The following is a 25,806-nucleotide window of genomic DNA, read 5'->3' on the forward strand; positions in this document are numbered from 1 at the left end:
GTCCTCAGTCCCCATTGTGGCTTAGTGATGTGTCGCGCCGCATCGTGGATCCGCGAGCGATGAGCCGTCCGCTCAGGACGACCTTGCGAGCGGCGGCGTTCGGATGGTCGAGCCGGTCGAGCAGCATAGCCATGGCCGAGCGTCCGATCTCCTCCACCGGTTGTTCGATAACGCTCAGCCCATCCGCTGCAAATTCTGTCCAGCTATCATTGTCGAACCCCGCCAGGGCAAAGTCTTTGGGGACGCTCAGGCCCAGAAAACGAGCGGCTCGCAGCACCGACATCAGCATCACGCCATTGCTCGCGACGATGGCTTCGGGGCGATCGGGAGCCTGCAGCAGAGCACTGACCAGTTTTTCTGCTTCACCTTCGCCATGAGGCACGGAGAGCGACTGCGTGTGGATACCAATCGTACGGGCGGCTTGCTCAAAGCCGGCGCGCCGTTCGGCGCCGGTAGTGCTGGCCGCGCCGAACAGGCCGGTAATCGAAGTGAAGCCCTGTGCATGTAAATGGGTAACCAGGGCGCCTGCCATCGCTTCATTGTCGAGGACGACGCAATCCGTCGTTGTCGCGGCTACGCGATCGATCAGGATGATGGGATGCTCTGCCTTGGCCCGCGATACCTTCTCCGCACCTTGCCGGGTAGGCGCCAGGATCACCCCCGTTACCCGTTCTTCCTGCATCAACTGGAGATACATCGCCTCCTTGGCGGGATCTTCATCCGTATTGCACAATATGACCCGCAGACCTCGTTCATAGGCGATATCCTCGACCGTGCGCGACACGGCGGTGAAGAAGGGATTGCGGATATCCGCCACGATGAGGCCGATCGTGTTGCTGTGGCGCGACCGTAGCCGACGCGCTGCAAGATTGGGACGGTAGCCTGTTGTCGTAACCGCCGCCAGCACCCTGTCGCGCATGGCTGGATCAACCGCCCGCCCGGAAAGCACCCGGGAGACAGTGGCCGGCGATACCTCGGCGACTCGCGCAACATCCTTGATACCGGCTGTCATGGGAAAATCGTTTTCCTCATCCTCTCTAAATTCTGCCCAGAATATGGCCGACTATGTGGGGATATTGCAAGTGTATTGACAGAATCATGAGAAAACGTTTTCTTAAGAGGAAGAGAGAGGATGCCAAAGAGCTATGATTGCCGAACCCTTGAATGCGCTTCGTCATGAAGACCTGATCCGCATCGACGCGCGGACATCCGACAAGGAGGCTGCGATCCTGCAGGCCGGCCAGATATTGGTCGCTGCGGGCTGCGTCGCGCCCGGCTACGAACAGAGCATGGTGCGACGGGAGGCGGTGGCGAACACCTATCTGGGATCGGGCGTTGCCATTCCACATGGCCTGGGCGAGGACAAGGGGCTGGTGCGCCGCGACGGGATCGTGGTCCTGCAACTGCGCGAGGGGATCGAGTGGAATCCTGGCCAGCGCGCCCATCTCGTCGTCGGCATCGCTGCCAGTTCCGACAGTCATATCGCGATTCTCCGCCGCCTCACGCGCCTGATTCAGGATGAGGCGCGGCTGGCGACCCTGCTCGCCACCGACGATCCGGCGGATATTGCCGCTGCCCTCCATGAGGACGCCAACTCCGGCGAAGCCCGGCCCGTCGCAGAGGATCTGGCCGAACGGATCGAATGGACGATCGACTATCCGGCAGGTCTGCATGCCCGGCCCGCCTCAGCCTGGGCGGAAGCAGCCAAGACCTTGGCTACGCCCATACGCATCCGCCATGATGGGGACATTGCCGATCCGCGCAGCCTCGTCTCGCTGCTGCAACTGGGACTTAAGGCAGGCGACCGCGCGACCATTTCGGCAAGTGACCGGCAGGCGCTGGACCGGTTCATGCGTACCGTCACTGGCCTCACCGCCCGCGAAAAGGCAGATGCCGCCCGTGCCGCCGAAAAGGCGAAGGCACCTGTGCGCGGCTGGAAGCCGGTCAGCAATCACGAAAATGCTCCAGCCATGATTGCTGGGGTCGCGGCCAGCCCCGGTCTGGCGATCGGCCCGGTCCATGTTCTTGCTGCGGCGGAACTGGATGTGCCGGACCAGCCGGTCGATCTCGTTGCCGGCGGCGCGCTGCTCAACGATGCGCTGGTCCGCACGCGGGCGCAGATGAAGGCACTGGTCGACGACACCACCCGGCGTCTGGGTGCGGGGGAGGCCGCGATCTTTGCGGCGCAGGCCGGATTGCTGGACGATACCGATCTCATCACCCTTACCTGCCAGTTGATGGTCGAAGGTCATGGCGTAGCCTGGTCCTGGCATCAGGCGATCGACCGCATGGCAGGACAGCTTTCCGCACTGGGCAATCCAGTGCTGGCTGCACGTGCTGCCGACTTGCACGACGTCGGCCGGCGCGTGCTAGCCCATATCGATCCGGGCCTGAGCGTGGGCACATTGGCCGATCTGCCGGAACAGCCATGCGTGCTGGTCGCGACGGACCTGTCGCCGTCGGACACCGCGACGCTCGACATCAGCCGGGTGGCGGGCATTGCCACCGCGCTGGGCGGTCCGACTTCCCACAGTGCGATTCTGGCGCGCACGCTCGGTCTGCCTTCTGTGGTGGCTGGTGGCGCTGATCTGCTGGCGCAGGCGGCCGGGACCACCGCGATCGTCGACGGCGACAGCGGCCGCATCTGGCTCGATCCTTCGGCGGAGGATATCGCTTCCGCCCGTGCCTGGATCGCCGACATCGCCGCGAGGCGCGCGGCCGAGGAGGCGGAACGCGCCCTTCCTGCCCGCACGCTGGACGGTCATGAACTGGCTATCGGCGCCAATGTGAACCGGCCCGATCAGGTCGCCTTCGCGCTGGCGCAGGGCGGGGAAGGGGTGGGCCTCATGCGCACGGAATTCCTGTTCCTCGAACGCGGCGACAGCCCCGGCGAAGAGGAGCAATGCGCCATTTATCGCGCGATGATCGGCGCGCTGGGCGATCGGCCGCTGATCGTGCGCGCGCTCGACATCGGCGGTGACAAGCAGGTGCCGCATCTTGATCTGCCCAGGGAGGAAAATCCCTTCCTCGGCGTGCGCGGCGCGCGCCTGCTGCTGCGTCGCCCCGACCTGCTGGAGCCGCAACTGCGCGCCCTCTATCGCGCAGCAAAAGGGGGCGGCGACCTGTCGATCATGTTCCCGATGATCACCTCGGCATCCGAACTCATCGCGCTGCGCGAACGCTGCGAAGCGATCCGGGCGGAACTGGACGCGCCCCTCGTCCCCATCGGCATCATGATCGAAGTGCCCGCCGCCGCCGTCCAGGCCCATAAGCTTGCCGCCCATGCCGATTTCTTCTCGATCGGCACCAACGACCTCACCCAATATGCGCTCGCCATCGACCGGCAGAACCCGGAACTGGCGAGCGAGGCCGACAGCCTGCATCCGGCCGTGCTCCGCCTGATCGCCATGACGGTCGAGGGTGCACGCAGGCACGACCGCTGGGTCGGCGTCTGCGGCGGCATAGCGGGGGACCCGCTGGGCGCGGCACTGCTGACCGGGCTTGGCGTCCACGAACTGTCCATGACGCCGCGCGACATTCCCGCCGTGAAGGCACGCATCCGCGCAAGCAGCCTTGGCGCACTTCAGGCGCTCGCCGCCCGTGCCCTTGATGCGACAAGCGCCGCCGATGTGCGCGCGCTGGACGGGGAGGGTGCGTGATGGCCGTCTTCACCCTGACGCTCAACCCCGCGATCGACCAGACGGTCATGCTTGATCGGCTCATTCCCGGTGAGGTGCATCGCGCCCGTTCGATGAGGCTGGATGCCGGGGGCAAGGGGATCAACACTGCCAGTTGCCTTGCCGACTGGGGCGTGCCGTCGACGGTCATGGGGCTGTTGGGCAGCGAAAATGTCGCACCCTTCGACGCCCTGTTTGCCGCCAAGTCGATCATCGACCGTTGCCAGCGCCATGCTGGCAGCACGCGGGTCAACCTGAAGCTGGTCGACGCCCATGGCACGACCGACATCAACATGGAAGGCACCGCCGTGGCTCCGGCCGGCGTCGATGCCGTCATCGCGACCCTCGATGCGCAGGTGCAGGCCGGCGATCTCGTCATCCTGTCGGGCAGCCTTCCGCCCGGATGTCCGCCCGATATCTATGCCCGCCTCATCGTCATGTTGCGTGGCCGGGGCGCGATCGTTCTGCTCGACAGCAGCGGCCCTGCCCTGCGCCATGCACTGGATGGCGCCGTCCTGCCCAATATCGTGAAACCCAATCTGCATGAACTGGCGGAATGGCATGGCAGCCCGATTGATGCCCCACATCAGATCATAGAGGTCGCCACGGGGTTGCTGGATCGCGGTGTCGACCTGATTGCCGTATCGATGGGCGCACAGGGGGCATTGTTCCTGACCCGATCGGAACTGCTGCGCGCGGGCCTGAGGGCGAACAATGTGGAAAGCACGGTCGGCGCAGGCGACGCCATGGTTGCCGGTCTGGCGGCGGCTCTGATCGAGGAGGCGGGACTGGATCGTATCGCCCGCCTGTCGACCGCCTTTGCCGTCGGCAAACTGGGATGTGCGGGTCCGCATCTGCCCGCCAGGGACAGGATCGAGGCGCTCGCTGCCAGCGTCGAGACGGAAATTCTCATGGGAGAGAAGCAATGAGCAGGATTTTCGCGGTGGTGGAGGCCGGCGAGTCCGGCGTTGCCGGCGTCCTTGCTGGTGAAGCGCTGCGCAAGGCTGCCCGCGCCCAGGGGCGCGTCATCGAGATCGAACTGCGGACCGCGCAGGGCGTTGTCAACCCGTTGCCTGGCGATGCCGAGGGCGATTTTCTCCTCGTTGGTCCGGAAGGCGTCGATAGCGCCGCCGAAACCCGACCGCATCGCCGTCTTACCCTGGAGGCGGTGCTGGCCGATCCCGTCGCCGCTCTGGCTGGCGGTGGGGAGCCGGCCTCGGCTGCGACCAAGCCCCGCATCGTCGCGATCACATCCTGCCCGACCGGCATCGCTCATACCTTCATGGCGGCCGAAGGGTTGACCGAAGGCGCACGGCAGCTTGGCTATCCCATCCGCGTCGAGACGCAAGGCTCGGTCGGGGCAGGCAATCCCCTGACCGCCGAGGAGATCGCCGCCGCCGATGTCGTTCTGATCGCCGCCGATCGGGAGGTCGACCGCAGCCGTTTCGCTGGAAAGCGCGTGTTTGCGGGCAACACCAAGCCTGCCATCACCGGCGGTGCGAAGCTGATCGAGCGGGCATTGGCGGAGGCCACCGTGCAGGGCGGGGAAGCGGCTATGGCCCCGTCGGGCGACGCGGCGGCCGCGAAGCGCGCCGGTCCCTACAAGCATCTGATGACCGGGGTGTCCTTCATGCTGCCCTTCGTGGTGTCAGGCGGGCTGCTGATCGCGCTCGCCTTCGCGCTGGGTGGCATCCACGCCAATGATGCGGCTGCCCAAGGTACATTGGCGCATGCCCTGTTCGAAATCGGCGCCAAGGGCGGCTTCATGCTGATGGTGCCGGCGCTGGCGGGCTATATTGCCTATTCGGTTGCGGATCGTCCCGGCATCGCACCGGGCATGATCGGCGGCCTGCTGGCTGCCAATCTGGGGGCCGGCTTTCTGGGAGGCATCGTTGCCGGCTTCATTGCTGGCTATGGCGTCGACTGGCTCAATCGTCGCATCCGGCTTCCCAAGAATTTGCAGGGATTGAAGCCGGTCCTGATCTTGCCGTTGCTCGGCACATTGCTGACCGGGCTACTGATGCTCTATGCCGTGGGCACACCGGTCGCCGCGGTGCTGGCCTTCCTGACCGACTGGCTGCGCGGCATGCAAGGATCGAGCGCGCTGATGCTCGGCCTCATCCTGGGCGCCATGTCGGCATTCGACATGGGCGGGCCGGTCAACAAGGCGGGCTATGCCTTCTCGGTCGGCCTGATCGCCAGTCAGGTCTATACGCCCATGGCCGCGACCATGGCCGCTGGCATGACGCCGCCGCTTGCCGTCGCGCTCGCCACTCGCCTGTTCCGCAATCGTTTCACGCCTGAAGAGCGCGAAGCGGGAGCAGCGGCTGCGGTCCTGGGCCTGGCATTTATCACCGAAGGCGCGATCCCCTTTGCGGCACGCGATCCGCTGCGTGTCATTCCGGCACTGATGGCTGGATCAGCCGTGACTGGCGCCATCTCGATGGCAATGGGCGTCGAACTCAAGGTGCCGCATGGCGGCCTGTTCGTGCTGCCGATTCCGGGCGCGGTCACGCATGTAGGTGTCTACGCGCTGGCCATATTGGTCGGCACTGTCGTGAGCGCGCTGCTGGTCGGAATGCTCAAGCGCCCCGCAATCAAATGAAGGCCTGACGCCTAAGCGAAAGCATAATTGGAGAGGGTTTCAATGTATTTCAGGAAGATGAGTGCCGCCTGCGTGGCGAGCGCCGTGGCCTTTGCCGCGCCCGTCACACTGGCGCAGGATCAGGCTGAAGCCGGCAGAGATCGAGCACCCGCCCGGTCGGAGGCTCCAGCCTCATGGCAGCCGCTGGCCGAGCAGGGTGTGACGCTGTCGCTTAGCTATACAGGTGAGGCGGCGGCGAATGTTTCTGGCGGGCTTCGCCGCGAAGCGGCCCATGCCGGACAGGTCTATGTCGGTGCCGACCTTGATCTTGACAGTATCATCGGCATCGGAGGCGCGACGCTGCATTTTGCCGTCACCAATCGCCACGGCAAGAATCTGGCTGCCATGGCCATCGGCAACAACACGTCGGTGCAGGAAATCTACGGCACGCAGAATACGCATCTGGCAATATTGACCTGGCAACAGACCTTTTTCGACGGGCGTCTGGATGTCGAGGCCGGGCGCAGTCAGGCGAACATCCATTTCCTCAACTCGCCACTTTACTGTCATTTCCAGACCAATTCTGCCTGCGGCAATCCAACCTTCGTCTTCAAAAACAGCAATTTCACCTATTTCCCGGCATCGAGCTGGATGGCCCATGCCAAGCTGCATGTGACGCCGCAGGTCATGCTGCATGCCGGCGTCTACGAAGTGAACCCCGACCGCAAGCGCGCGAGCGACCATGGATTCAATTTCAGTACGAAGAATGCGACCGGGGTGATCGTGCCCTGGGAGTTGAGCTATGGTCGGGATTCTGCCGATGATCGTCTGCCGGGACATTATATTCTGGGCGGTTGGTTTGATCGTGGCGACTATGCCGATCCGCTGCGTGATGATCAGGGGGGTATCGCGATCCTGACCGGTCGGCCAGCGGCGACGCGGAACGGACGGTCAGGCCTCTATGTCCGCTTCGATCAGATGCTCACGCGCCCTGACCTGGCCTCGCAGCGGGGGCTGAGCATCTTTGGCGTGGCAATGACCAACCTGTCCGGCCGGGTTGAGGAAAGCCGCTATCTGGGCATGGGGATCGTACAGACCGGCACGTTCGCCGGGCGCGATCAGGACACGATCGGCTTCGCCATCAACGATCAGCGTTTCAGCGACCTTGCAATGCAGAGGATGAATGCTGCGCGGGTTACTTCAGGCGGGCGTGCCGATATTCGCCGCCATCAGTATATGATGGAACTGGCCTATGGATTTCAGGTCAATCCGGCGATCCGCCTGTCGCCCAACCTGCAATATATCTTGCATCCCGACCAGACCGGGGCGCCCGAGCGTAGGCGGAACATCAAGGATGCCTTCATCCTGGGGTTTAAGTTCACCCTGGATGCAATGCGTCTCCTGGGGAAATAGGGGATTTGGCCACTACCGGAGACGAGGCGTTCAGCAATGGCCGAGTAGATAGTGTCTCTATCCTGTGGTCTATGAAAGATCGGACCCGGATGCCGATATCGATCAGCACCTTTGCCTCGGCGGCGAGCCTATAGAACACTTCGCCATTGAGCAGTTCGTCGCGAAGCGACCCGTTGAGCCGCAGGCCGGCGAAGCCAGGCTTTCGTTATAGCCAATTCTCCGCGTCTTCACGCCGATCCTCAAGCATCTGCATTGAAACGAATCTTGGTTAACGGACGACGCGATCGTCATCTGTTGGCCAAGCATCATGGACCGACCTCTGCCGGGGTTGCATCGCTTTTTAGCAGGGATATGAGGTTTGGGGCGTAGGTCGAGAAAAGGGGGAGTAAGGCAGCACCAATTGCAGGAGCTTTTCCGCCATTTTCTCCGACTTTCAGTTCCGGACAGAAAAAGTCCCGCGGAGCCGCCTGTTGGATATTGCTGTGGATGCGGCCCACAAGGTTGCGCAATTTTTCCTGTGAAAGACCTCCCCCGATGACCACAGCGTCGAGGTCAAGAAGGCTGTTTGCGCTGATGATGATGAAAGCCAGCGCATCGGCGCAACGGGCTATCCAGCCTTCCCAATCCGGGTTTGCTTCGGCTGTACTGGTCGTCATTTGATAAAGGGATGCTGCGTGCAACAGGAAATCCACGCCGGTGCCTTGAGGTATCGGCATGGAGGCGAGCGCACCGGCATTGCCGTTCTTGCCGCGCTTGATCTCCCCGTTCAGGATCAGCCCGCCGCCGACAAAATTCCCGATATGCACATAGAGGAAATTGGTCAGCCCCACGCCCGATCCCGACATGAACTCGGCAAGGGCGCCTGCATTACCGTCATTTTCGAAGATAACCGCGCCATCCAGTTCCTTCTGGAAAAACTCCTCCAGCCCCGGCGCCGCCCAGGCAGCGGCCTGCGGGGCCGCGATGCCCGCTTCTTCGCGCCATTCGCCGATGAACCAGGGCATTGCGATTCCGAAGCCCAGAAAGCCTTCGCGCTGCTCCTTGCGTAGTTGCGGCATATATTTTCGCGCAAAGGATTGGATATGCTCCACGGCACTCGCTGGGCTGGGATAGGGCGCGCTTGTGCTCTCGCATGCGATGACGCGACCATCAAAATCGAGCATGGTGCATACCAACCTGTCGCGACCGATTTCGGCTCCGATCGTGCAGCCGCTGTCCCCGTTGATCTGGTAGATGACCGAAGGCTGGCCCATTCCTCCTGTCCGCTTTCCCGCTTTGATCAGGCGCCCTTCGTTCGCAAGGCTTTCGACAATGCGGACGGCCGCTTGCGGTGACAGACCGGTAATCCTTGAAAGGTCAGCCTTGGAGGCGCCGTTCAGTCGCCTTACCGTGGCAAGGATGAGGCGCTCATTATACCGCCGTACACCGACTGCATTGCTGCCACGTTTGTTCACCTGCGACTCCGCTCAAAGTATCGGCAGCAAGAGGATGCGCGATAGGGATGGATGATTTGGAACAGCCTTGAGGTAATTGGCAAGGGCGACCGAACGCGAGACTCGCTTGACACATTAAATCACATTGATAGATTTATTGGGTCAGGTGGGGATTCGAGCTTCAGACTATGACAGGTCGGGCAGCATAGTTCCGTGTCTTTTGGCTTCGTTCGGACCCGTGGCGCGCAGCGGCTGTGAATCTCTCCTTTCTTCCGTTGCGAGCGCCTGACCAACCCGACAAAGCTCGTCTGAACCGGACGGGAAGTGCCCAGTTTCCAGACTGCACGCTGGAAATGTAAGGGGGGAGGATAAGGGCTTTCAGCTCAGATCCTCCCCCATTTTTTTGGGAAGCGCGATATCTTTCATCGTCGCAAAAATGCGGTTGACAGACTAAATCACATTTGTAGATTTAATGAGAGCCACATGTGGTGACGGGCAAGCACGAATACGTGCTGCACAGCAGGGAAGAGGACGGTCGTGGCGGCTAACCCACTTGATTTTCGCAGATTGTGCCTTGACGGCGTTCTGTCTCTGGGCTCGCGCTGGGCGGCGCCGCATGCCCGCAATCAATCCTATATTCCTAAAGCTTCAGCCCATGCTTCACCATGCAGGGGTTGGCTTGCCGTGCGAGTAAATCATGCAGAATGACAATCTCCTCCTGGGGGCCATTGAAGCCGGCGGTACGAAATTCCTCTGCGGCATCGCAGATCGCGACGGGCGTATTATTCGGCAGCAACGGATTCCAACAACTCTTCCGGCTGATACCCTCGCCGCCGCGAGCAGATTCTTTGTGCAGGCCGGTGCTGATCTTGGTCCATTGTCGGCTTTCTCGATCGGCAGCTTTGGCCCTCTGTCGCTCAACCCTGTCGCCGGGGATTATGGCCGCATCACGTCCACACCCAAGGTCGGCTGGCAGGATGTCGATCTGCTTGGTCATTTTTCCCAAATGATCGACGCCCCGATGGCGCTCGATACCGATGTAAACTGTGCGGCGGTCGGAGAAAGGCTGTTCGGCAGCGGGCAGGGGCTCGATACTTTCTGTTATGTGACGGTTGGAACCGGCATTGGCGTGGGTCTGCTGATCGACGGCGCTCCCCATGGTGGTGCCAATCACCCCGAGGCGGGGCATATCCGGTTGCCCCGCGCCGCAGGGGATGAGCTGTTTCCAGGCATCTGTCCTTTTCACGGCGACTGCCTGGAAGGCTTGGCTTGCGGCCCTGCGATGCGGGCGCGCTGGGGTGTGCCGGGTGAACAACTGCCGATCGATCACCCGGGCTGGGAGATCGAAGCCGACTATCTTGCAGGCTTGTGTGCGACGTTGACGTACGTTGTTCGTCCGGACCGCATCATCATCGGTGGGGGCGTCATGGAATCGCCGGGCATGTACGAGCGGGTCCGGACTGCCCTGACCGCGAAGCTTGCTGGCTATGACACCAGCATGCGTGCCCTGGAAATGAACGACTATGTCGTGGCGCCTACAGCCGGAGCATCGGCGGGTCTGACGGGCGCGCTGGCGCTCGCCTACCGGACCGCGATACGCCAGTGGCCGATGCACTGGTCCGTCGAACTTCCATCATTCTCCAACCAATCCTCTCTGTCAGGAGCTGCATTTGCATAGTCCCTCTGTATCGGATCGCACGGCTCACCAGACGGGCGAGGCAGGTGATGCCCGGGTCACCAACGCGATCATCTTGAGCGCGGCCGGCGCGGCGCTCGGCGGCCTCCTGTTCGGTTTCGACACGGCCGTCATCTCAGGCACGACCTCGGCGCTGCAGGCACGATTTGGCCTCAGCGACGGCATGTTGGGCTTTACTGTCGCTTCCGCTCTCATCGGCACCGTGCTCGGTTCGTTGGTGGCTGGAGCGCCGGCCGACCGCTTCGGGCGCCGGGCCGTGATGCTGGCGGTCGCAATCTGCTATGTGGTGTCATCGCTTGGCACGGGCCTTGCGGGTTCCTGGTTGACGCTTCTGGCTTTCCGATTTCTGGGAGGGTTGGCAATTGGCGCTGCGTCCGTCGTGACGCCGATCTATATCGCCGAAGTTTCCCCGGCGCGGTTCCGGGGGCGGCTGGTCGCGATGAACCAGCTTAATATCGTCCTTGGCATCCTGATCGCCTTCCTGTCCAACTACATGATTGCCAACCTTGTGTCAGCGCAGACCGCATGGCGGTGGATGTTCGGCATCGTTACCCTGCCCTCGGCCCTTTTCCTTGTAGTCAGTGTTTTGCTGCCTGAGAGCCCGCGCTGGCTGGCGATCAATGGCAGGGGACCGCAGGCGCTCGGTGTCATGAGGAAGCTTGGCTTTCTTGATCCGGCCGGCGAACTTCGCCACATCCAGGAGGCTGAGGCACGTGTCGATCGGTCTGCGGCGCCCAAGCTGTTCCAGCCAGCTTATGCCCGTCCCGTCGCCTGCGCCATCGCGATTGCCATGTTCAATCAGCTTTCGGGTATCAATGCGCTTCTCTACTATGCGCCGCGTGTCTTCGAACTGGCAGGCGCAGGCGCGGACAGTGCCTTGCTGCAGTCCATCGCCATTGGCGGGACCAACCTGCTCTTCACGATAGGTGCGCTCTTCCTGATCGACCGCTTCGGACGCAAGCCGCTCTTGTACATCGGGTCCATATTGTGTGCCGCCGCCCTGCTTCTCGTCGGCTATCAGCTTGAAAGCGCCAATCCCGACGGTACGCTGATCCTTGTTGGTCTGCTGGGTTTCATCGCCGCCTTTGCCGTGTCCCAGGGCGCTGTCATCTGGGTGTTTATCTCCGAGGTCTTTCCGAGTGCTGTTCGCGGCAAGGGACAGGCGCTCGGCAGCACGACCCATTGGGTCATGGCCGCCGCGATCACCTGGGCCTTTCCGGTGTTTGCAGCCAGCGTCGGCGGCTGGGTATTCGCTTTTTTCGGCGCAATGATGCTGCTTCAGTTTTTCTGGACGTGGAAGGCCATGCCGGAAACCAACGGCGTGGCGCTGGAGGACATGGACCTGGGGAGCGCACAGGCATGACCGGAAAGATTGCCCTGCTGACGGCTGCGGCCCTGATGGTCCCGGTGCAGGCCGAAGCGCAGCGGGCCGACCCCCGCCCGGCCTATCATTTCGCGCCCAAGCGGAACTGGATGAACGACCCCAACGGGCTGGTCTATTTTGAAGGGGAGTATCATCTCTTCTATCAATATAATCCACATGGCGATCGCTGGGGTCATATGAGTTGGGGTCATGCGGTCAGCCGGGATCTGGTAACCTGGCAGGAATTGCCCGTCGCGATCCCCGAAACCGCTGATGTCATGGCCTTCTCCGGCAGTGCGGTGATCGACTGGAAGAACAGCAGTGGTTTTGGCCAAGGCGGCAAGCCGCCAATGATCGCCATCTACACGGGACATAATCCCAAGGCCAAGCTGCAGTCCCAATATCTTGCCTACAGCAATGATCGCGGCCGCACCTGGACCGTGCATGGCGAGGTGCTGAGCGTCGGTTCACCCGAATTTCGCGACCCCAAGGTCTTCTGGCACGAGCCGACGAAGTCATGGGTGATGATCGCGGTCATGGCGCTTGAAAATCGCGCGGTCATTTTCACTTCGTCCAATCTCAAGCAATGGACCTTCGCCAGCAGCTTCGGACCAGCGGGTGGTCGGGGACGCAACTGGGAATGCCCCGACCTCAATCTGCTTCCGGTTGAAGGCGGGAAGCCGGGCGAACAGCGCTGGGTACTCAGCATCAATCTTGGCGACCAGGCGGTCGGGGGCGGCTCTGGCGGCCAATATTTCGTGGGCGACTTTGATGGGCGTCGCTTCACTCCCGTCGAGGGGTGGGGCGGGGAACCGGTCTGGACCGACTATGGCGCCGATTTCTACGCCGCCGTTGCCTGGAACGACCTTCCCAAGGACGATCCGCGTCGCATCTGGATCGGCTGGGCCAACGACTGGCGGTATGCTCTCCGGCTTCGGCGTCCAGGCCAATGTCACCTATCTTGATGGGACCAACACGCTACCGACCGTCCTTGGGGAAGGTGCGCGCCAGGTGCGGATCACCGGCCTTTCCAAATGGGCCTATAATCTGACGGGCTTCTACGAGAAGGGGCCGGTGTCGGCTCGTCTGTCCTACAATCATCGCTCCAGCTACATCAACAGCTACAACCGCAACTCGAACGAGGATCAATATGCCGGGGAGATTACCCGCGGCATTTCGCGCCTTGATTTTTCTGCTTCCTACGAAGCGATCAAGGGGATTACGATCGTCGGCAATGTGAGCAACATCCTGGGCCAGCCGTTCAACAATTATCGCTACTATAATGAGACCCAGTATTTCCCCCGCGATCTCAGGGTCGAGGGACGTTACTTCAGTCTGGGTGTCCGGTTCAAAATGTAATCCTGATCATCTTGTCTCCGAGCGAGGGTCAGGCATGTGCCTTACCCTCGCAAATGACGATCTCGCCGGCGGTCAGCCGCCATTGGCTGTGGTCTTGCCTCAAGCTGAGCAACTCAGCACAGTCGGCGCCTTACGTTGGAAACCGGACTGGCGGGACGCGGTGCACCCACGCCAGTCGGAAACCATCTCCGAAGTGAGCCGGTTTCAGTCAATTATCAGCGTCCTTTCCTCCTTGCGCGCAGGAATAAGCACGGAAATCACCTCATCGCCGCGGACGATTGGAAGATCGCCAGACTTTGTGCCTTTGAGCACCGCCTTCCCGGCCTGATGCGACATCCCATGCACGATAACGTTGAACTCCCGCCACCAGGGTTGGAAGGTCCCTTCGCTCTTCCCGATGGTCATGGAAACGCTGCCGTCCTTCCCGACAGAACAGGTGAGGGCTTTTCTGACGAAAGAGCCCTTGCGGTAAGCAAAGCTTTTGCCGTCGTCCAGATACAGGCTGCCGCTGCAATCCGACCCATCCAGATCCAGCGGGCCGGTCGGCGTCTCATCGGTGCTCTGAACCAGCTTCTGACGCGGAATGATGCTTCCGCCCCGGACGAACACCGGGAGTTCGTCGAGGCGTGGCGTGACCTCAAGCGTATGGGCAGAAGCCCCGCCCTCATCCTTGAGCGTGATGAGGTTGCCGCCTGAGGTCGTCCGGCCTTTGTGGGCGGGTTTGCGGCTAAGTTAAGCTCATCCTATTCCCCTGGAATCTCGCTGGCGATCATTTCATTCTTCGCGCGGTCGATCGACCAGAGGCGGCCGGCGCGCACCGGATCCCAATCGATCGCCTGGCCCGGCGTCGCGATCGCGACGGTGCGGCGCAGTTCCAGCACCGAACCCGCTTCGGGCAAGGCGAGTTCGTACATTTCCGCCCGGTCATGCCCGGTCACATAAAGCCTGCCATCCTTGCTCCAGCTTGCGCCCGAACAGCTATAAGGGGCGAAACGGGCCAGGACCTCTGCCGGAAAGGTCCATGCCGCTTCCTGACGGAAGGTGTCGTCCATGCGAACCAGCAACGTGTAGCGCGTGTCGCGTCCCGGCTCTCCGCCCTTGCCTGCATAATTGGCGAATACCGCCCACCATTTGCCGTTATGCCGATCAAGCACCGTGAGCGACCCCGGGCCGAAACCCAGGCTTACGGTTCGCAGATGACGGAGTGTCGCCGTGTCGAAAAATTCGACCGCGCTGGTCTGCGGCACGGCGGGATAGTTGGATGCGGCGCATACCAGTTCCCGCCCGGCCACGGTACAACTGTTCATATGGGGAAACAGTCGCCGATCCCCCTGCCATTGCGCAACACGCTTGCCGGTATCGATGCGATATTTGCCGATCCGGTCATTATCGATGGCATAGACGAATCTGCCGTCCGACGCGGCGCCCTGATTGGCTTCGGGGGCGGAAAGGCGCAGGCTCACCCGCTCGGCAGGCGGCGAAGATGCCTCCTGCGCGAGGGCGGGGACCGACAGGCCTAAGCCGGCAAGCAGGAGCCATTTCATATATTGCCCTCCATGGGGAAATGACTGCTGCCGTAGGCAGCCAGTTTTACCAGTTGCAAGCGACATTCAGCATCAGCCCACGGGCCTGATCGGTCGCATGCACAATGCCCGAAAGGTCATTGCGCAACAGCGCATTGCTGGCAAGACGGTCGGAATCCGTCAGGCGCAGCGCGACGCTGAGCGGGGTGCGATCAAGACCGGCAATTTCGTACCGCAGCTCCCCCATGACATGCATCGGCCCCCGCAATTCCGTCGCTTCATGCCACAGGGCGGGCCGGCTGCTTCTTGTGCCGCTCAGCGTCGCGCTCCAGGGGCCGCTGTTCCAGCCAGCCTGGACCGTCATGCTTTGTTCGGTGGCGGAACCGTTTTCGGTCCGCTTCAGTTGCGTCGCGCCATAGCGCATCGACCAGTGCCATTTTGAGGAGAGGCGATGACTGATACTGACGGCGGCGCCCAGAAGGCGGGCGGAGCCGCCGTCCACCGGCATATATCCACGGTCGGTAAAGAGCAGCCGATCGTCGAGGCGCCCCTGAAAAGCCGTTACCTTCACGCCCAGATCCGCTGCGGGCAGCCAATCCGCGTCGAAGCGCAGGCGGCGGTGCCGTTCGGGCCTGAAATTCCGCGACCATGTCCTGAAATCCTCCCGGGTCAGTCCCATTGGCCCGGTCCGGCCGGTTTCGCCATAGCCGGTCAATGTTTCCCGATAGTCGATCATCAGGTCAAGATCCGCTCCCGGCCTCCAGCCTATGGCGACCCGCGGCATGAACCAGTCGCGCGTGAGAAGGCGTTCATTGCTGCCGAGCGAAGTGACATTTGCGCCGCGATTGCTGAGCTTCATCCCCTGGAAACCTGCCCTCAGAGTCAGCCGCTCCGCCAGCGGAATGCGGTCTTCAAAGGTCATCAATACCATGCGGCTTTGCGATAGGGCAGCGGATGAAACGGGTTGATCGCTACCGCCCCATCTGCCTCCAACGAACCGCCGCTTCTGCCGCCGGACGACTATCGCGATTTCATGGGTGCGATCGTCGACAGCAACCCGTGCCAGCCGCGGCAATCTTGAATGCCTGCTCATATTGGTTGCAGGCGGCAAAATCAGACGCGCGAGGCCGGGCTTGAGGAAAAAGGCTCCGTTCATGTCGGCGGTCTGCGCCTGCGCGGCCCCTCCAGACAGCAGGAGCGACGCCGCGAACCCGCAATATAGGGTACGCATCAGCGGCCTCCCAGTCCTGGGAGTTCGCCGCGCTCCGCAAAATGGATGAGTTCATGCGCTCCGTACCTCTTCGGGGCATAATCGATCACATAACCAAAATGATCGGATAGCGGTTCGCCTGTCACTTCGTTGCCGAAGGGCACTTGCGCCCGCCGAACGGGCAGGGCCGCGCCGCTCGCGTCGCGGCCGAACAGCCAGTCCTTGCCGTGGCGGGCGGCGTGTAACAGGTCCCGCCGCATAGTGCCTTCACCCAGCTGGCCGTGCGCGAGCGCCTGGCTTGCACCGCCCAGGGCAGGCGTGATGAAGGATAAGCCGGATCGCGCGAAGGCGGTAAAGAAACTGGCCTGGCGTTGCCGGTCGCTGCCGATATTCATGTCCCCACCCAGGATCATGGCCTGTCCCTGCGGCACATGCCGGGCAACGAAACCTGCCATCAGATCGACCTGACGGGCAAAGGCCTGTTGCGATCGCGCAACAGGCACCATCGCCGCCGAACGGGCGTTCAGATGGGCATTGACGACGCTGACTCGCCCGACGCCGGGAATGTTCAGATGGACGATCAACACGCCCTTATTGGCAAGGCAGTCAAAACCGGCACAGGCAAAGTCCGGAAAGGCCATGCGCTCAATCCCGAGGACAGGATAATCCGAAAGGATCATGAGGCCGCTGTTCAGAGACTTGCCCATATTTTCGCCCCGGTCCCAGCGGGCGGCCTTGATATAGCGCCTGTCGATACCGTCCATGGCCATCGTCGTGCGCAGGGCTGAATCGGGACCCATTACGGCATGCCGGTAACCGGCCACGGCAGCCACTTCCGCAGCCTTGGAGGAGAAAACCTCCTGCATCAGGACGATGTGCGGCTGGCATCGATCACGGCGCATCATTGCCAATCGCTCGCCAATCCGATCCAGGGCGTCATTCCGGTCGAGCGCGATCGGCCAGGGCAGTCCCTTGATATTATATGTCATGACCGACAGCACATTGTCTGGTCTCTCGACCCTGACAGTGTCTGCCGCGACTGCCTGGTCCCTGAGCCCTGTTTCGCCTATGCCGATAGGCGACAGCGCGCCTATAAAGGCGAACAGGATTGTGAAAGATGTTTTGAACATGGCGCCCCCCAAGTTTGAAGGGCAGCTACCCAAACATTGGGTCGTGGCGATTTCGTTCTTATGGCAGTATAATGAATATTCATCTTTCTACATGGGTAGTCCCGGCGATGCGGAGCATGCCTGTTTGAGCGGCCGGATCAGCGCCAGAAGCGTTTCAGGTCGATCAAGTCTTCCCATGCCTTGCTGGCGTGCCGGATCAGAGCGTGGCGATCGGCATGGATATGCTGAGTGCTGGACTTGTCGATGCCCAGCTTGTCGATGATCTCGTCAGCGGTTGCGAGGTCGTTGAGGGCGCCGAGATCGTCCTGCAGTTTTTCCATCGTCTTCAGGAATTTCCCGTGACGTCTTTGCTGTTTGGGCGTGTCGAACAGATGGGCGAAAAATTCCGAAGCGTAGCGGAGCTTCTTCGCATCCTTGCGCACCTCATGCCGCTTACTGTCCGATCCACGGGCGAGATGGCGACCGTCCTTCTTGATGCGCCGCCGCAACCGCCCAAGCCTGTCCTCCGCAAAACCGATGGCGGGCCTGTCCGCCAGTTCATGGTTGGTGAACCAGCCGTCGTCACCCAGCCATTCGATCAGATCCAGCATCAAGGCGCGGCTTTCGGCGGCATGCAGTCGCCGCTCCACCTTTTCATAGGCGGCTTTCCGTGCATCCTCGATCCTGCTCAACGCTGCTTGCGGTAAAGGCTTCTCCTTGAGGACGTCGAGATTGCGCGCATCCCCCAGCACCGCGGAAAGGTCGCGCAGCCGGGTCTTGAAGCGCTCGGCCCTCGCGCGTTCCAGGACCGGCTTGAAGATCGTGAATGCCGAGCGCAGCCGCCGCAGCCCGACCCGCGCCTGATGCAGGGCGGCGGGATTGGGCGCTTCCAGAAACAGCGTCTCGTTCAGCCGATATTGCCGCAGACAGCCATGGACGATGGCCCTGAATGCATCAGCAACGCTGGCGTCTTTGGCGAGCGACAGCGCCTCCGCCTTGAACGCGGCGCGTGCCGGGCCGAGCAGATCATAGCCGCGTTCCGCCTTGCTCTGAACGCCCAGGCGAACGGGGACGATGGCGTCGATCTGCCGGGCGAGCCGAAACAGATCGGCGGGCTGTCCGGATTTGAGTTCCAGCTCCATTTCGTTGATCGCGCTTGTCCGCCCTGCAACCACAGCCGCGCCATGATCGAGAACCAGTTCGACGTCCGATCCGCCCGACCGCAAATGCCATGTCCGCCGTTCATTCCGTACCTCGAAGATGACGCCCAGGCCGTTCACCTCCTTGCCGAGTGCGTCGATCAGGGGCTTCAGTCCCTCGACCTTGGGCTGGTCGTCCTTGACAGGCATTTCCCATTCCGATCGTTCGAACAGGCCAGCAGCCTGACCTTCGCAGCCTTTGAGGGTCTGGGTCCTGCTCCGGCCCGCGCGGCGGATGCGCAATGACATGGCATGGGCGCGAAGCTTCTGATCGGGCGTGTCGAAATAGAGCGAGCGCTGTCTGACCACGGGTGCCGCCTTGCCCAGAAGGTCGCTCGCCTCCAGAAAGGGGATGGCGTCGGGTTCGAGTTGCAGTTTGAGTTCCGTCTCGACCGGCATTGCGGCACTCCCTTGATCCGATGCCCACCGGGCCGTTCGTGAGCGCTTCATGAGCCATTGCGCAACGGACGAGGGAGCATGAAAGATGCGCAGCTCGGCCCTGACCGCTTTCCGCTTATGAAAAGTGGTTAACATGGATTGGTTTGCCGTTGAAGGCTATCCGGCTCAAGGCGGCAACGTGGTGCATGTTCGGCCGGATCGGCTGCGGCATCGGCAGCATTGTTCCTTTGCCGTTTGACGAATGGTTTGACGTAGATTGGCAGGATCAAGCGGACCTCATGCCCGAGTGATTGAGCATGGCGGCCCCAGAAATGGCTGGTCGCTCAGGCTTCCATCGCAATGATGCAGGAATCCTGCTCGCACAGAAGTTGCTCCATCTTCGCCCGTGACATCGTCCGATTGTACAGAACCGACCCCGCGCGATCCGTTCACAGATCTGGAAGCTCCGCTTTCGCCAAGATGTACCTTCTGCCATCTGCTCCCCCTCCGTGCGCCAGATCGGCGCAATCAGCATCATACGATGTCGGGCCAAGGGGTTGACGCAAGGGACTTTACCGCCAGCGATTTGGATGCCTATTGGCGGTTTCATGACAGATATGCTTCCTGAGAGCCGCGCTGCCTCGACCGTGGTGATCCTGCGCGACCGGCCGGGCGCGGCCGCGGAAATCCTGATGATGGAACGGGCGTCGAGCATGGCCTTTGCCGCAGGGGCACTGGTCTTTCCCGGTGGGGCCGTGGATGCCGGCGACCATGCGCTTGCCGAAAGGATCGCAGGTGGACTGCCTGTGGATGAGGCAGCGGCGCGGATAGCCGCCGTTCGGGAAACCCTGGAGGAAAGCGGCCTTGCCATAGGCTTCACATCTCCTCCGCCGCCGGATCGGCTCCCCCTCATGCGGCAGGCGCTTGCGGCGGGGATGGCCTTTGGCGACATGCTTGACGAGCATGGGCTGGAGATTGCGCTGGATCGGCTGGTGCCCTTCGCCCGCTGGCACCCCGCGCGACTGGAGCACGCGCAGCGCGTTTTCGACACCCGCTTCTATATTGCACGGGCGCCGGAAGGACAGAATGCGAGCGTGGACGCCACCGAAAATGTGCAACTTTTCTGGAGCAGCGCGGCGGACACGATCGCTCGCTGCGACCGGGGGGAGGGGCGGATCATCTTCCCCACCCGCCGCAATCTGGAACGGCTGGCTCAATTCAACGGCTTCGATGATCTGTCGGCGCATGCCTTGTCGATTCCGGTCCAGACGGTCACGCCCTGGTTTGAGGAAAGAGAAGGGGAGCGGCATCTCTGCATTCCCGATCATCTGGGCTATCCGGTTACGTCGGAACCAATGGGGACTGTCCGGCGTGCTTGAGGCATGCGCCGGCTTCACCTCTTTTTGCGCCGCCTTGTCCAGATCGGGGCAATCCTGAGCATTTGCCTGATCGGCTATGCCTATGTCGGTCGCCAGCCTCAGAATGTGCCGTGGACGCCCCTTGATCTGGCCCAGCCGGTCGGCCTGTTCACCGGGCGCAAGCTTGCCCTGCTGACCGCGCATCCCGCCGAATGCCGGGCTCTGCTCGACCGGGCGGGGGTCGCCTATGCGCGCATGAAGCGGGGAGGCAAGGACCAGTGCGCCTATGCCGATGCAGTGCGGCTGGCGCCCGCCAGGGACGCGATCATGCTGGAACCGGCGGCGGTAGCGCCCTCCTGTCCGGTTGCTGCCGGCCTCAAGGTCTGGGAATGGCAGGTCGTCCAGCCAGCCGCTCAGCGCTATTTCGGCCGTGCCGTGCGCCGGATCACGCATTTCGGCGCCTATAGCTGCCGTCGGCTCTATGGCCGCAGCGCCGGGGATTTCAGCGAGCATGCAACGGCCGATGCCATTGACGTGGCGGGCTTCATCCTGACGGACGGCCGCCGGATCGGCGTTGCGGCTGACTGGAGGGGCGAGGGGAAGGAAGCAGAATTTCTGCATGAGGTTCGTGACGGCGCCTGCGGCCTGCTTTCGACCGTCCTGTCGCCCGATTACAATGCGGCCCACCGCGATCACCTGCATCTTGATCAGGCGGAACGTGGCGCGTGGGGTGGGCGCGCCTGCCGTTGAGGTTCCAGGCCGGTCCTAACCCGATATCGTCCTCGAAATCGGCGCGCGAAGCGCCTATGATCCGCGCGTCTTTTCGGAAAGGGAGGACGTCATGCCGCAATTCGTGATCGAACGGGACATGCCTGGCGTCGGCCAGTTATCGGGTGAGCAGCTCAAGGGCGCGGCGCAGGGATCCTGCAATGTGTTGCGCCAGCTCGGCCCGGATATCCAATGGGTCCATAGTTATGTGACGGACGACAGGATCTACTGCATCTATCGTGCGCCGAGCGAGGAATTGATCCGCCAGCATGCCGAAATGGCGGGTTTCCCCGCAAACAGCATTGCCCGAATATACGCGACGATCGATCCGACAACGGCCGACTAATCTGTCTGGCGAAAGGGGTGGCGATGGTAAGCGCCTCATGCTCCTTCGCTTGAGCATGAGGCAGGATAACCCCTATTGCCGCAGCCTTTCGATCGCCTGCGCCAGCGCGACATAGAGCTTGCCCATGTCGGACGACAGGATCGCCACGCCCAGCGCATTGCCGTCACGGGCCGACAGGATGATCCGCAGCATCGATTCGAAGTCGTGGATGTAGCGATTCACATGTTCCTGAAATTCAGGATCATTGTCGTAATGCAGGGCAATTTCGCGGGATTCGCCCGCGTCGAGCAATTTGACGGCGCGGCGGGTGAAGACGCCGCGGTCGCCCTTCAGATAGGCTGACCAGGCCGAATCCGTCACATCATTGGAGAGTATCTTCGAAACATCGATCGCCGTGCTGTTGAGCGATTCGATGATCAGCGCGGACCGTCGCGCGAAATGGTCGCGGTCGCGGTCTTCGGCGACGCGATCGGCCTCCTCTATCCGCGCCTCCAGGCTGGCGCTGGTGTCTGCGATGGTCAGGAGCTGGCGGGTCAGGCGGTCGGAGGCCTGATGGGCGGCCTTGACGGCTTCCTCCGCCACCCTGGCGACCATTTCGATCTGGGCCGTGACCTTTTCGTCGATCGCGCGCTGCATGGCCTGTTCACTGGCGTCGGCAAGCGCGTTTGCCGCTTCGGGAATGGCGCGGCTCAACGCCTGGCGGGCGCGTTCGGCCGCCTGGTCGGCCGTGTCCTTGACGCGGAGCAACGCCGTGACGAGCAGTGGCCCCGCGCCTTCGGTGATGCGGGTCGCGTCCTGATGCGCATTGTCGAGCGCGGTGCGCAGCTTTTCCACCAATTCGCGATTGGCATCGACGCCGCTTTGCGTGCTTTCCAGCCATTCGGACAGGCGGCGTCCCTGGCCGCGGAGCAACTCCTCCGCCTCCTGGGTCCGGCCGAGCAGCGCCTCGGATATGGCCTCCAGCCGCTCGATCTCCGGCGCGGCACTGTCGAGCAGGGTGCGGCTGGTTTCGATCCTGCCGTCGAAGCGCTGGAGCGCCGCAGGGAAGGTTTCGTCAAGTTCGCGGACGCTGGAATCAAGCGCGACCATCAGCGTTTCTGCGCTGCCTATCAGCTTTTCGGCGGTCAGCCCGCCCGCCGCCAGGGCGGCGTCGATGCGCTGCGTTTCGGCCGTCAGGCGCGATAGCGCTTCGGTCAGCCGCTCATTGCGGGCGAGAGCAGACTCTTCCATCGCGGCAAAGCGGGACTGCGCAGAATCGACCGCCTCGTCCAGGCTGCGCTGCAGGCCGGAGACAAGCGTGCGCTGGCCCTCGACCAGATTATTGATCAGGTGCAGGCGACTTTCGATCTCACCCACATGATCCGCAAGGTTGGCGACGGTTTCATCCCCGATGGCGGCGATGCTGTCGCGCGACCGGGCGATGAGCGCCTCCAGCGCCTCCGTGTGGTGGATGATGCCCTCGTCCGTCAGCCTGATGCCCTCATGGGTCTGTGCCACGGCCGCTTCCACTCGCTGGCGCAGCTCGGCCTCCACGGTTTCGGCATCGCGGGCCAGGGTGGAGAGGGCGGACTGGCTGGTAGCTGCAATCCCGGCCTGCGCACCTTCTATAAGGGCCTTGAGCGATGTGGCCTGCGCGGTCAGATTGGCGTCGACCGCCGCCATGGTTTCCTGGGCGCGCCCATGCGTGGTTTCCAGGCGGTGCAGCACGTCGATCTCGACGCGGTTCAGTTCCTGCGTCAGCAGGGCGATGACCGACTGGGTGGTCTCCGCTATTTCCGACTTGGTCCGCTCGGTGAGGCCACTCAGCACGATCGACTTCTGTTCGATGTCGAGCCAGCTCTCCTCCATCGCCTTGCGCGCGCTCAGGGTCGTCGCCTCGATCCGGCCGGAAGCGAGATCCGCCATGCCGGTCACTTCCTGCGTCGCCGAGCGCGTGGCCTCCTGAAGTTCCGTGAGCTGGCTGGACAGGCTCTTGGTCGCGGACAGCGTCCGGCTGCGGGCATCGTCGGAAACCTCGCCCAGCGCATGCAGCCGCGCTTCCAGCATGTCGATGCGTTCCGCCAGCGCGTGGCCATTGTCGACGATCTGGGCCGACATGCGCGTCGCGCGATCCTCCAACGCCGGGATCGAGGTGGCCAGCGCTTCCATGCGCTGGACAAGCGCCAGTCCGGCCCGTTCGGCCGCTTCGGCGCGTTCGGCGGTGCTGTGGGCGCGGCTCGCGATCAGCTCGGCCGACGCCTCCATATTGCTGCTGGCGGCCGCACCATAGCTGTCGAGCAGTTCCGCCTGGTCCTGCATGGTCTGGCGTGCGGTCTGGAGCTGGCTGGCGATTCGCGCAACCCGCCGCTCCAGCAGTTCCGCTTCGGTCCTGAGGGCGCGGGCGGTGTCGAGATAGCGGCGGGATTCGCTGCGGCTGTTCCGCAAAAGCAGCAGGTAACAGACACCCAGCAGGATAAGCGGGACCATGATGGTCGCAACCAGTCCCGGCCATGCCGCGGGCCCGGCGCGCCATTGCCCCGACGACAGCGTCGCCCAGCCGGCAAAGCCGGTCCAGCCAAGGCCGGCGACGAGGAAGGCCCAGGCTGCGGCCGGCATACCATGCCCGTCGCCCTCTGCGGCCATGGCCTCATCCTCCAGGTCCAGAACGGCCTGTTTCAATAGCAGGGTGTCGTCCGCCTGCGCCGTGTCATCGGCCGGTGCTTCCTTGTCCCGCCAGAATTCGACGATTGTGCTGCCCCCATTCATGCGAGCCATCCTAGCAGCTTTTGCGCGTACGAAAATGCCCTGTTACCAAAACTTAACGCAAGCCAGATAGCGTTGACCCCATGTCCTATGATCCAGGCGCCCTGAATGCCGCTCTTGCCGCCGCTGTCGGCGACGACAGACCGCTGATCGAGGATCTGCGCGTCGCCTTCATCGAAAGCGCGGAGCGGCAGGTCGATCTGCTGGGGCGTTCGCGCTGCGACGCGAACTGGCAGCTCGCCGCATGGCGGCTGAAGGGGCTGGCCGCGAGTTTCGGCCTGACCGCCCTGATGGCGATGGCTGATGAAGCGGCCGACGCCGCGCCGGGGGATCCGCGCATATTGCGGCGGTTGCGCGCCGCTCTCGACGATCTCATGCAAGGTTGACGCGTCAGTCCGCTTGCGCGATCGCGTCCGCCTTGTAACAAGGTGGGCTAAACAAGGATCGGGTCGGTTTCATCACGCATGACTTTTGCGGCTATTCTCAGCGCGAGCCGGGCTGGCGGCGATTCGGCCGGATCGCTTCGCGCCGGCCTGCACTTCGCCGGACAGACGCTGGTGGAATATCAGGCGCGGCAGGCCGTGCGCGCAGGGGCCGACCGGGTGATGATCCTGGTCAGCGTCATCACGCCCGCCCTGTCGCAGGCCGTCGACCGGCTGTCGGCTGACGGCATCGCCATCGCACTGGTCCGCGACATGGTGTCGATGGTGCGCGATGCCCCCCGCGACGCTGACGCCCTGCTGGTCGCGGACGGCGCAATCATCGGGCAGGACTATTTCGAAGCCATGGCGGCGCAGCAGGGCGACGCCCTGCTGGTGACGGACGACAGTCGGGCCAGCGCTCCCTTCGAACGGATCGACGCCGGACAACGCTGGGCCGGGCTCGTCCGGGTCAGTCCGGACCTGTTGTTCAACACGCTCGACATGATCGGGGACTGGGATCTGGCGCTGACGCTGGTACGGGGCGCGGTGCAGGCCGGCGCGCGCCGGATCACCGTGCCGCAGGACGACCTGATGGAAGGCCGCGTCGCGCTGGTGGAAACGCAGGAGCAGGCGGATCTGGCGGCGCAGGCGGTGCTTGCCAGCGGACCGCGGCTCCGGCGTGTCCGGGGTGCAGCCGAACATTATCTGCTGGGCCCCGCCGCCCGGCTGATCAGTCCGGCGCTGATGCGCATGCAGGTTCCGGCATTGCAGGTGCGGATTGCCGCCATGGCGTTGGGGGCGATCGCGCTGGTGCCGATCGAACTGCTCTGGACGGGCACCGGCTTCTGCCTGCTGCTGGCGTCGCTGCTGCTGGCGGAGACCGCTGACCGGCTGGACGAGATGGCGCTGCGGCCGCTGCCTGTCGGCTGGATCGCCTTTATCGTGCCGGCTTTTGTTCTGGGGGGGATCGCTCTCGCGGGAGAAGGAACGATCGCGACCTATCTGGCGCTGCTGCTGGCGATCATCCAGATGGCGGATCGCTGGCAGAAGGCGGGACCAGCTCGCCCATGGATGATCTTCACGCCCGCCAGCGCGCTCTTACCCCTGCTGTTGGCGTCGCTCGCCGGGGCGCTCGCGCTGACGTTCGACCTGGCGATGCTGTGCGCCATCGCGTCGGTGGGAACGATGGTCCTGCTCCGCCGGAATTGAACGATTTTGCCCGTTAC

At 62.9% G+C, this 25,806-nt stretch carries 21 protein-coding genes and 1 pseudogene; 13 read left to right on the top strand and 9 right to left on the bottom strand.

Translation table 11 applies throughout. The features are described from left to right. Nucleotides 1-4: 4 nt before the first annotated feature. Nucleotides 5-1,012, bottom strand: a complete 1,008-nt coding sequence (locus MRBLMC3_RS15595; RefSeq protein ID WP_363830254.1) for a LacI family DNA-binding transcriptional regulator — start codon at nt 1,010-1,012, stop codon at nt 5-7. A 133-nt stretch (nt 1,013-1,145) separates the two neighbouring features. On the opposite strand from MRBLMC3_RS15595, the gene ptsP reads away from it, so the two are divergent. From ptsP to MRBLMC3_RS15615, 4 genes are read left to right on the top strand one after another with little or no spacing between them, the layout of a single operon-like run. Beyond that, nucleotides 1,146-3,659, top strand: a complete 2,514-nt coding sequence (ptsP, locus tag MRBLMC3_RS15600; protein WP_363830257.1) for a phosphoenolpyruvate--protein phosphotransferase — start codon at nt 1,146-1,148, stop codon at nt 3,657-3,659. Further along, the gene (locus MRBLMC3_RS15605; RefSeq protein ID WP_363830260.1) at nt 3,659-4,606 is read left to right on the top strand and encodes a 1-phosphofructokinase family hexose kinase; all 948 of its coding nucleotides are present in this window, start codon (nt 3,659-3,661) and stop codon (nt 4,604-4,606) included. The genes ptsP and MRBLMC3_RS15605 overlap by 1 nt, the downstream gene beginning before the upstream one ends. Beyond that, nucleotides 4,603-6,282, top strand: a complete 1,680-nt coding sequence (locus MRBLMC3_RS15610) for a PTS fructose transporter subunit IIC (RefSeq protein WP_363737080.1) — start codon at nt 4,603-4,605, stop codon at nt 6,280-6,282. The genes MRBLMC3_RS15605 and MRBLMC3_RS15610 overlap by 4 nt, the downstream gene beginning before the upstream one ends. Nucleotides 6,283-6,324: 42 nt before the next feature. Further along, a complete protein-coding gene (locus tag MRBLMC3_RS15615) occupies nt 6,325-7,674 on the top strand; it encodes a carbohydrate porin (RefSeq protein ID WP_363830263.1) in 1,350 nt (449 codons plus the stop codon). 305 nt (nt 7,675-7,979) lie between these two features. Here MRBLMC3_RS15615 and MRBLMC3_RS15620 read toward each other — a convergent pair whose 3' ends face one another. Continuing rightward, nucleotides 7,980-9,128, bottom strand: coding sequence for an ROK family transcriptional regulator (locus MRBLMC3_RS15620; RefSeq protein ID WP_363830266.1), 1,149 nt, complete (start codon nt 9,126-9,128; stop codon nt 7,980-7,982). Between the two features lie 676 nt (nt 9,129-9,804). Between MRBLMC3_RS15620 and MRBLMC3_RS15625 the strand changes: the two genes are divergently transcribed. Genes MRBLMC3_RS15625 through MRBLMC3_RS15640 form a run of 4 tightly spaced genes read left to right on the top strand, consistent with a single transcriptional unit; the run spans nt 9,805 to nt 13,525 of the window. Next, nucleotides 9,805-10,785, top strand: coding sequence for an ROK family protein (locus MRBLMC3_RS15625; protein WP_363830269.1), 981 nt, complete (start codon nt 9,805-9,807; stop codon nt 10,783-10,785). Continuing rightward, entirely contained in the window at nt 10,778-12,166 is a 1,389-nt protein-coding gene (locus tag MRBLMC3_RS15630) for a sugar porter family MFS transporter (RefSeq protein WP_363830272.1), read from the top strand. The genes MRBLMC3_RS15625 and MRBLMC3_RS15630 overlap by 8 nt, the downstream gene beginning before the upstream one ends. After that, a complete protein-coding gene (locus MRBLMC3_RS15635) occupies nt 12,163-13,131 on the top strand; it encodes a glycoside hydrolase family 32 protein (RefSeq protein ID WP_414714653.1) in 969 nt (322 codons plus the stop codon). Before MRBLMC3_RS15630 ends, MRBLMC3_RS15635 begins: the two co-directional genes overlap by 4 nt. Then, complete coding sequence (locus MRBLMC3_RS15640; protein ID WP_363830275.1) at nt 13,088-13,525, top strand: hypothetical protein; 438 nt, start codon at nt 13,088-13,090, stop codon at nt 13,523-13,525. Before MRBLMC3_RS15635 ends, MRBLMC3_RS15640 begins: the two co-directional genes overlap by 44 nt. A 204-nt stretch (nt 13,526-13,729) precedes the next feature. On the opposite strand, the gene MRBLMC3_RS15645 is transcribed toward MRBLMC3_RS15640, so the two are convergent. From MRBLMC3_RS15645 to MRBLMC3_RS15670, 6 genes and pseudogenes are all read right to left on the bottom strand, one after another. Continuing rightward, the gene (locus tag MRBLMC3_RS15645; protein ID WP_363830278.1) at nt 13,730-14,134 is read right to left on the bottom strand and encodes a DUF5110 domain-containing protein; all 405 of its coding nucleotides are present in this window, start codon (nt 14,132-14,134) and stop codon (nt 13,730-13,732) included. A 134-nt stretch (nt 14,135-14,268) separates the two neighbouring features. Then, on the bottom strand, nt 14,269-15,069 hold the full coding sequence (locus tag MRBLMC3_RS15650; RefSeq protein WP_363830280.1) for a YncE family protein: 801 nt from the start codon (nt 15,067-15,069) through the stop codon (nt 14,269-14,271). A gap of 46 nt (nt 15,070-15,115) precedes the next feature. Further along, nucleotides 15,116-15,970, bottom strand: coding sequence for a hypothetical protein (locus tag MRBLMC3_RS15655; protein ID WP_363830282.1), 855 nt, complete (start codon nt 15,968-15,970; stop codon nt 15,116-15,118). 308 nt (nt 15,971-16,278) lie between these two features. Beyond that, complete coding sequence (locus MRBLMC3_RS15660; protein WP_363830285.1) at nt 16,279-17,388, bottom strand: endonuclease/exonuclease/phosphatase family protein; 1,110 nt, start codon at nt 17,386-17,388, stop codon at nt 16,279-16,281. A 137-nt stretch (nt 17,389-17,525) separates the two neighbouring features. Next, nucleotides 17,526-18,965 carry a CHAD domain-containing protein gene (locus MRBLMC3_RS15665; protein WP_363830288.1) on the bottom strand — a complete coding sequence of 480 codons (1,440 nt, stop codon included), beginning with the start codon at nt 18,963-18,965 and terminating at the stop codon, nt 17,526-17,528. A gap of 200 nt (nt 18,966-19,165) precedes the next feature. Then, nucleotides 19,166-19,312: pseudogene (locus MRBLMC3_RS15670) on the bottom strand (IS110 family transposase); the annotation flags it as partial. Between the two features lie 249 nt (nt 19,313-19,561). Between MRBLMC3_RS15670 and MRBLMC3_RS15675 the strand changes: the two are divergent. From MRBLMC3_RS15675 to MRBLMC3_RS15685, 3 genes are all read left to right on the top strand, one after another. Then, nucleotides 19,562-20,323, top strand: coding sequence for an NUDIX hydrolase (locus tag MRBLMC3_RS15675; RefSeq protein ID WP_363737432.1), 762 nt, complete (start codon nt 19,562-19,564; stop codon nt 20,321-20,323). Between the two features lie 3 nt (nt 20,324-20,326). Further along, the gene (locus tag MRBLMC3_RS15680) at nt 20,327-21,052 is read left to right on the top strand and encodes an extensin family protein (protein WP_363830290.1); all 726 of its coding nucleotides are present in this window, start codon (nt 20,327-20,329) and stop codon (nt 21,050-21,052) included. A gap of 91 nt (nt 21,053-21,143) precedes the next feature. Continuing rightward, nucleotides 21,144-21,416: a DUF4242 domain-containing protein gene (locus MRBLMC3_RS15685; RefSeq protein ID WP_363830292.1), complete on the top strand. Its 273-nt coding sequence runs from the start codon at nt 21,144-21,146 to the stop codon at nt 21,414-21,416. Between the two features lie 72 nt (nt 21,417-21,488). On the opposite strand, the gene MRBLMC3_RS15690 is transcribed toward MRBLMC3_RS15685, so the two are convergent. Next, nucleotides 21,489-24,161, bottom strand: coding sequence for a hypothetical protein (locus tag MRBLMC3_RS15690; RefSeq protein ID WP_363830295.1), 2,673 nt, complete (start codon nt 24,159-24,161; stop codon nt 21,489-21,491). 80 nt (nt 24,162-24,241) lie between these two features. Here MRBLMC3_RS15690 and MRBLMC3_RS15695 point away from each other — a divergent pair, with 80 nt between their 5' ends. Next, complete coding sequence (locus MRBLMC3_RS15695; protein WP_133653981.1) at nt 24,242-24,544, top strand: Hpt domain-containing protein; 303 nt, start codon at nt 24,242-24,244, stop codon at nt 24,542-24,544. A gap of 78 nt (nt 24,545-24,622) precedes the next feature. Beyond that, nucleotides 24,623-25,789, top strand: a complete 1,167-nt coding sequence (locus MRBLMC3_RS15700) for a hypothetical protein (protein WP_363830298.1) — start codon at nt 24,623-24,625, stop codon at nt 25,787-25,789. Nucleotides 25,790-25,806: the final 17 nt, after the last annotated feature.

Origin of the sequence: Sphingobium sp. LMC3-1-1.1, from assembly GCF_040676285.1 — a bacterium.
Classification (GTDB): Bacteria; Pseudomonadota; Alphaproteobacteria; order Sphingomonadales; family Sphingomonadaceae; genus Sphingobium.

What these genes read in the sequence shown, in the direction of transcription:
- MRBLMC3_RS15595 (WP_363830254.1), bottom strand. Translation starts at nt 1,012, where the DNA reads ATGACAGCCGGTATCAAGGATGTTGCGCGAGTCGCCGAGGTATCGCCG.
- ptsP (WP_363830257.1), top strand. Translation starts at nt 1,146, where the DNA reads ATGATTGCCGAACCCTTGAATGCGCTTCGTCATGAAGACCTGATCCGC.
- MRBLMC3_RS15605 (WP_363830260.1), top strand. Translation starts at nt 3,659, where the DNA reads ATGGCCGTCTTCACCCTGACGCTCAACCCCGCGATCGACCAGACGGTC.
- MRBLMC3_RS15610 (WP_363737080.1), top strand. Translation starts at nt 4,603, where the DNA reads ATGAGCAGGATTTTCGCGGTGGTGGAGGCCGGCGAGTCCGGCGTTGCC.
- MRBLMC3_RS15615 (WP_363830263.1), top strand. Translation starts at nt 6,325, where the DNA reads ATGTATTTCAGGAAGATGAGTGCCGCCTGCGTGGCGAGCGCCGTGGCC.
- MRBLMC3_RS15625 (WP_363830269.1), top strand. Translation starts at nt 9,805, where the DNA reads ATGCAGAATGACAATCTCCTCCTGGGGGCCATTGAAGCCGGCGGTACG.
- MRBLMC3_RS15635 (WP_414714653.1), top strand. Translation starts at nt 12,163, where the DNA reads ATGACCGGAAAGATTGCCCTGCTGACGGCTGCGGCCCTGATGGTCCCG.
- MRBLMC3_RS15640 (WP_363830275.1), top strand. Translation starts at nt 13,088, where the DNA reads ATGCTCTCCGGCTTCGGCGTCCAGGCCAATGTCACCTATCTTGATGGG.
- MRBLMC3_RS15650 (WP_363830280.1), bottom strand. Translation starts at nt 15,069, where the DNA reads ATGAAATGGCTCCTGCTTGCCGGCTTAGGCCTGTCGGTCCCCGCCCTC.
- MRBLMC3_RS15655 (WP_363830282.1), bottom strand. Translation starts at nt 15,970, where the DNA reads ATGACCTTTGAAGACCGCATTCCGCTGGCGGAGCGGCTGACTCTGAGG.
- MRBLMC3_RS15660 (WP_363830285.1), bottom strand. Translation starts at nt 17,388, where the DNA reads ATGTTCAAAACATCTTTCACAATCCTGTTCGCCTTTATAGGCGCGCTG.
- MRBLMC3_RS15665 (WP_363830288.1), bottom strand. Translation starts at nt 18,965, where the DNA reads ATGCCGGTCGAGACGGAACTCAAACTGCAACTCGAACCCGACGCCATC.
- MRBLMC3_RS15675 (WP_363737432.1), top strand. Translation starts at nt 19,562, where the DNA reads ATGCTTCCTGAGAGCCGCGCTGCCTCGACCGTGGTGATCCTGCGCGAC.
- MRBLMC3_RS15680 (WP_363830290.1), top strand. Translation starts at nt 20,327, where the DNA reads ATGCGCCGGCTTCACCTCTTTTTGCGCCGCCTTGTCCAGATCGGGGCA.
- MRBLMC3_RS15685 (WP_363830292.1), top strand. Translation starts at nt 21,144, where the DNA reads ATGCCGCAATTCGTGATCGAACGGGACATGCCTGGCGTCGGCCAGTTA.
- MRBLMC3_RS15690 (WP_363830295.1), bottom strand. Translation starts at nt 24,161, where the DNA reads ATGAATGGGGGCAGCACAATCGTCGAATTCTGGCGGGACAAGGAAGCA.
- MRBLMC3_RS15695 (WP_133653981.1), top strand. Translation starts at nt 24,242, where the DNA reads ATGTCCTATGATCCAGGCGCCCTGAATGCCGCTCTTGCCGCCGCTGTC.
- MRBLMC3_RS15700 (WP_363830298.1), top strand. Translation starts at nt 24,623, where the DNA reads ATGACTTTTGCGGCTATTCTCAGCGCGAGCCGGGCTGGCGGCGATTCG.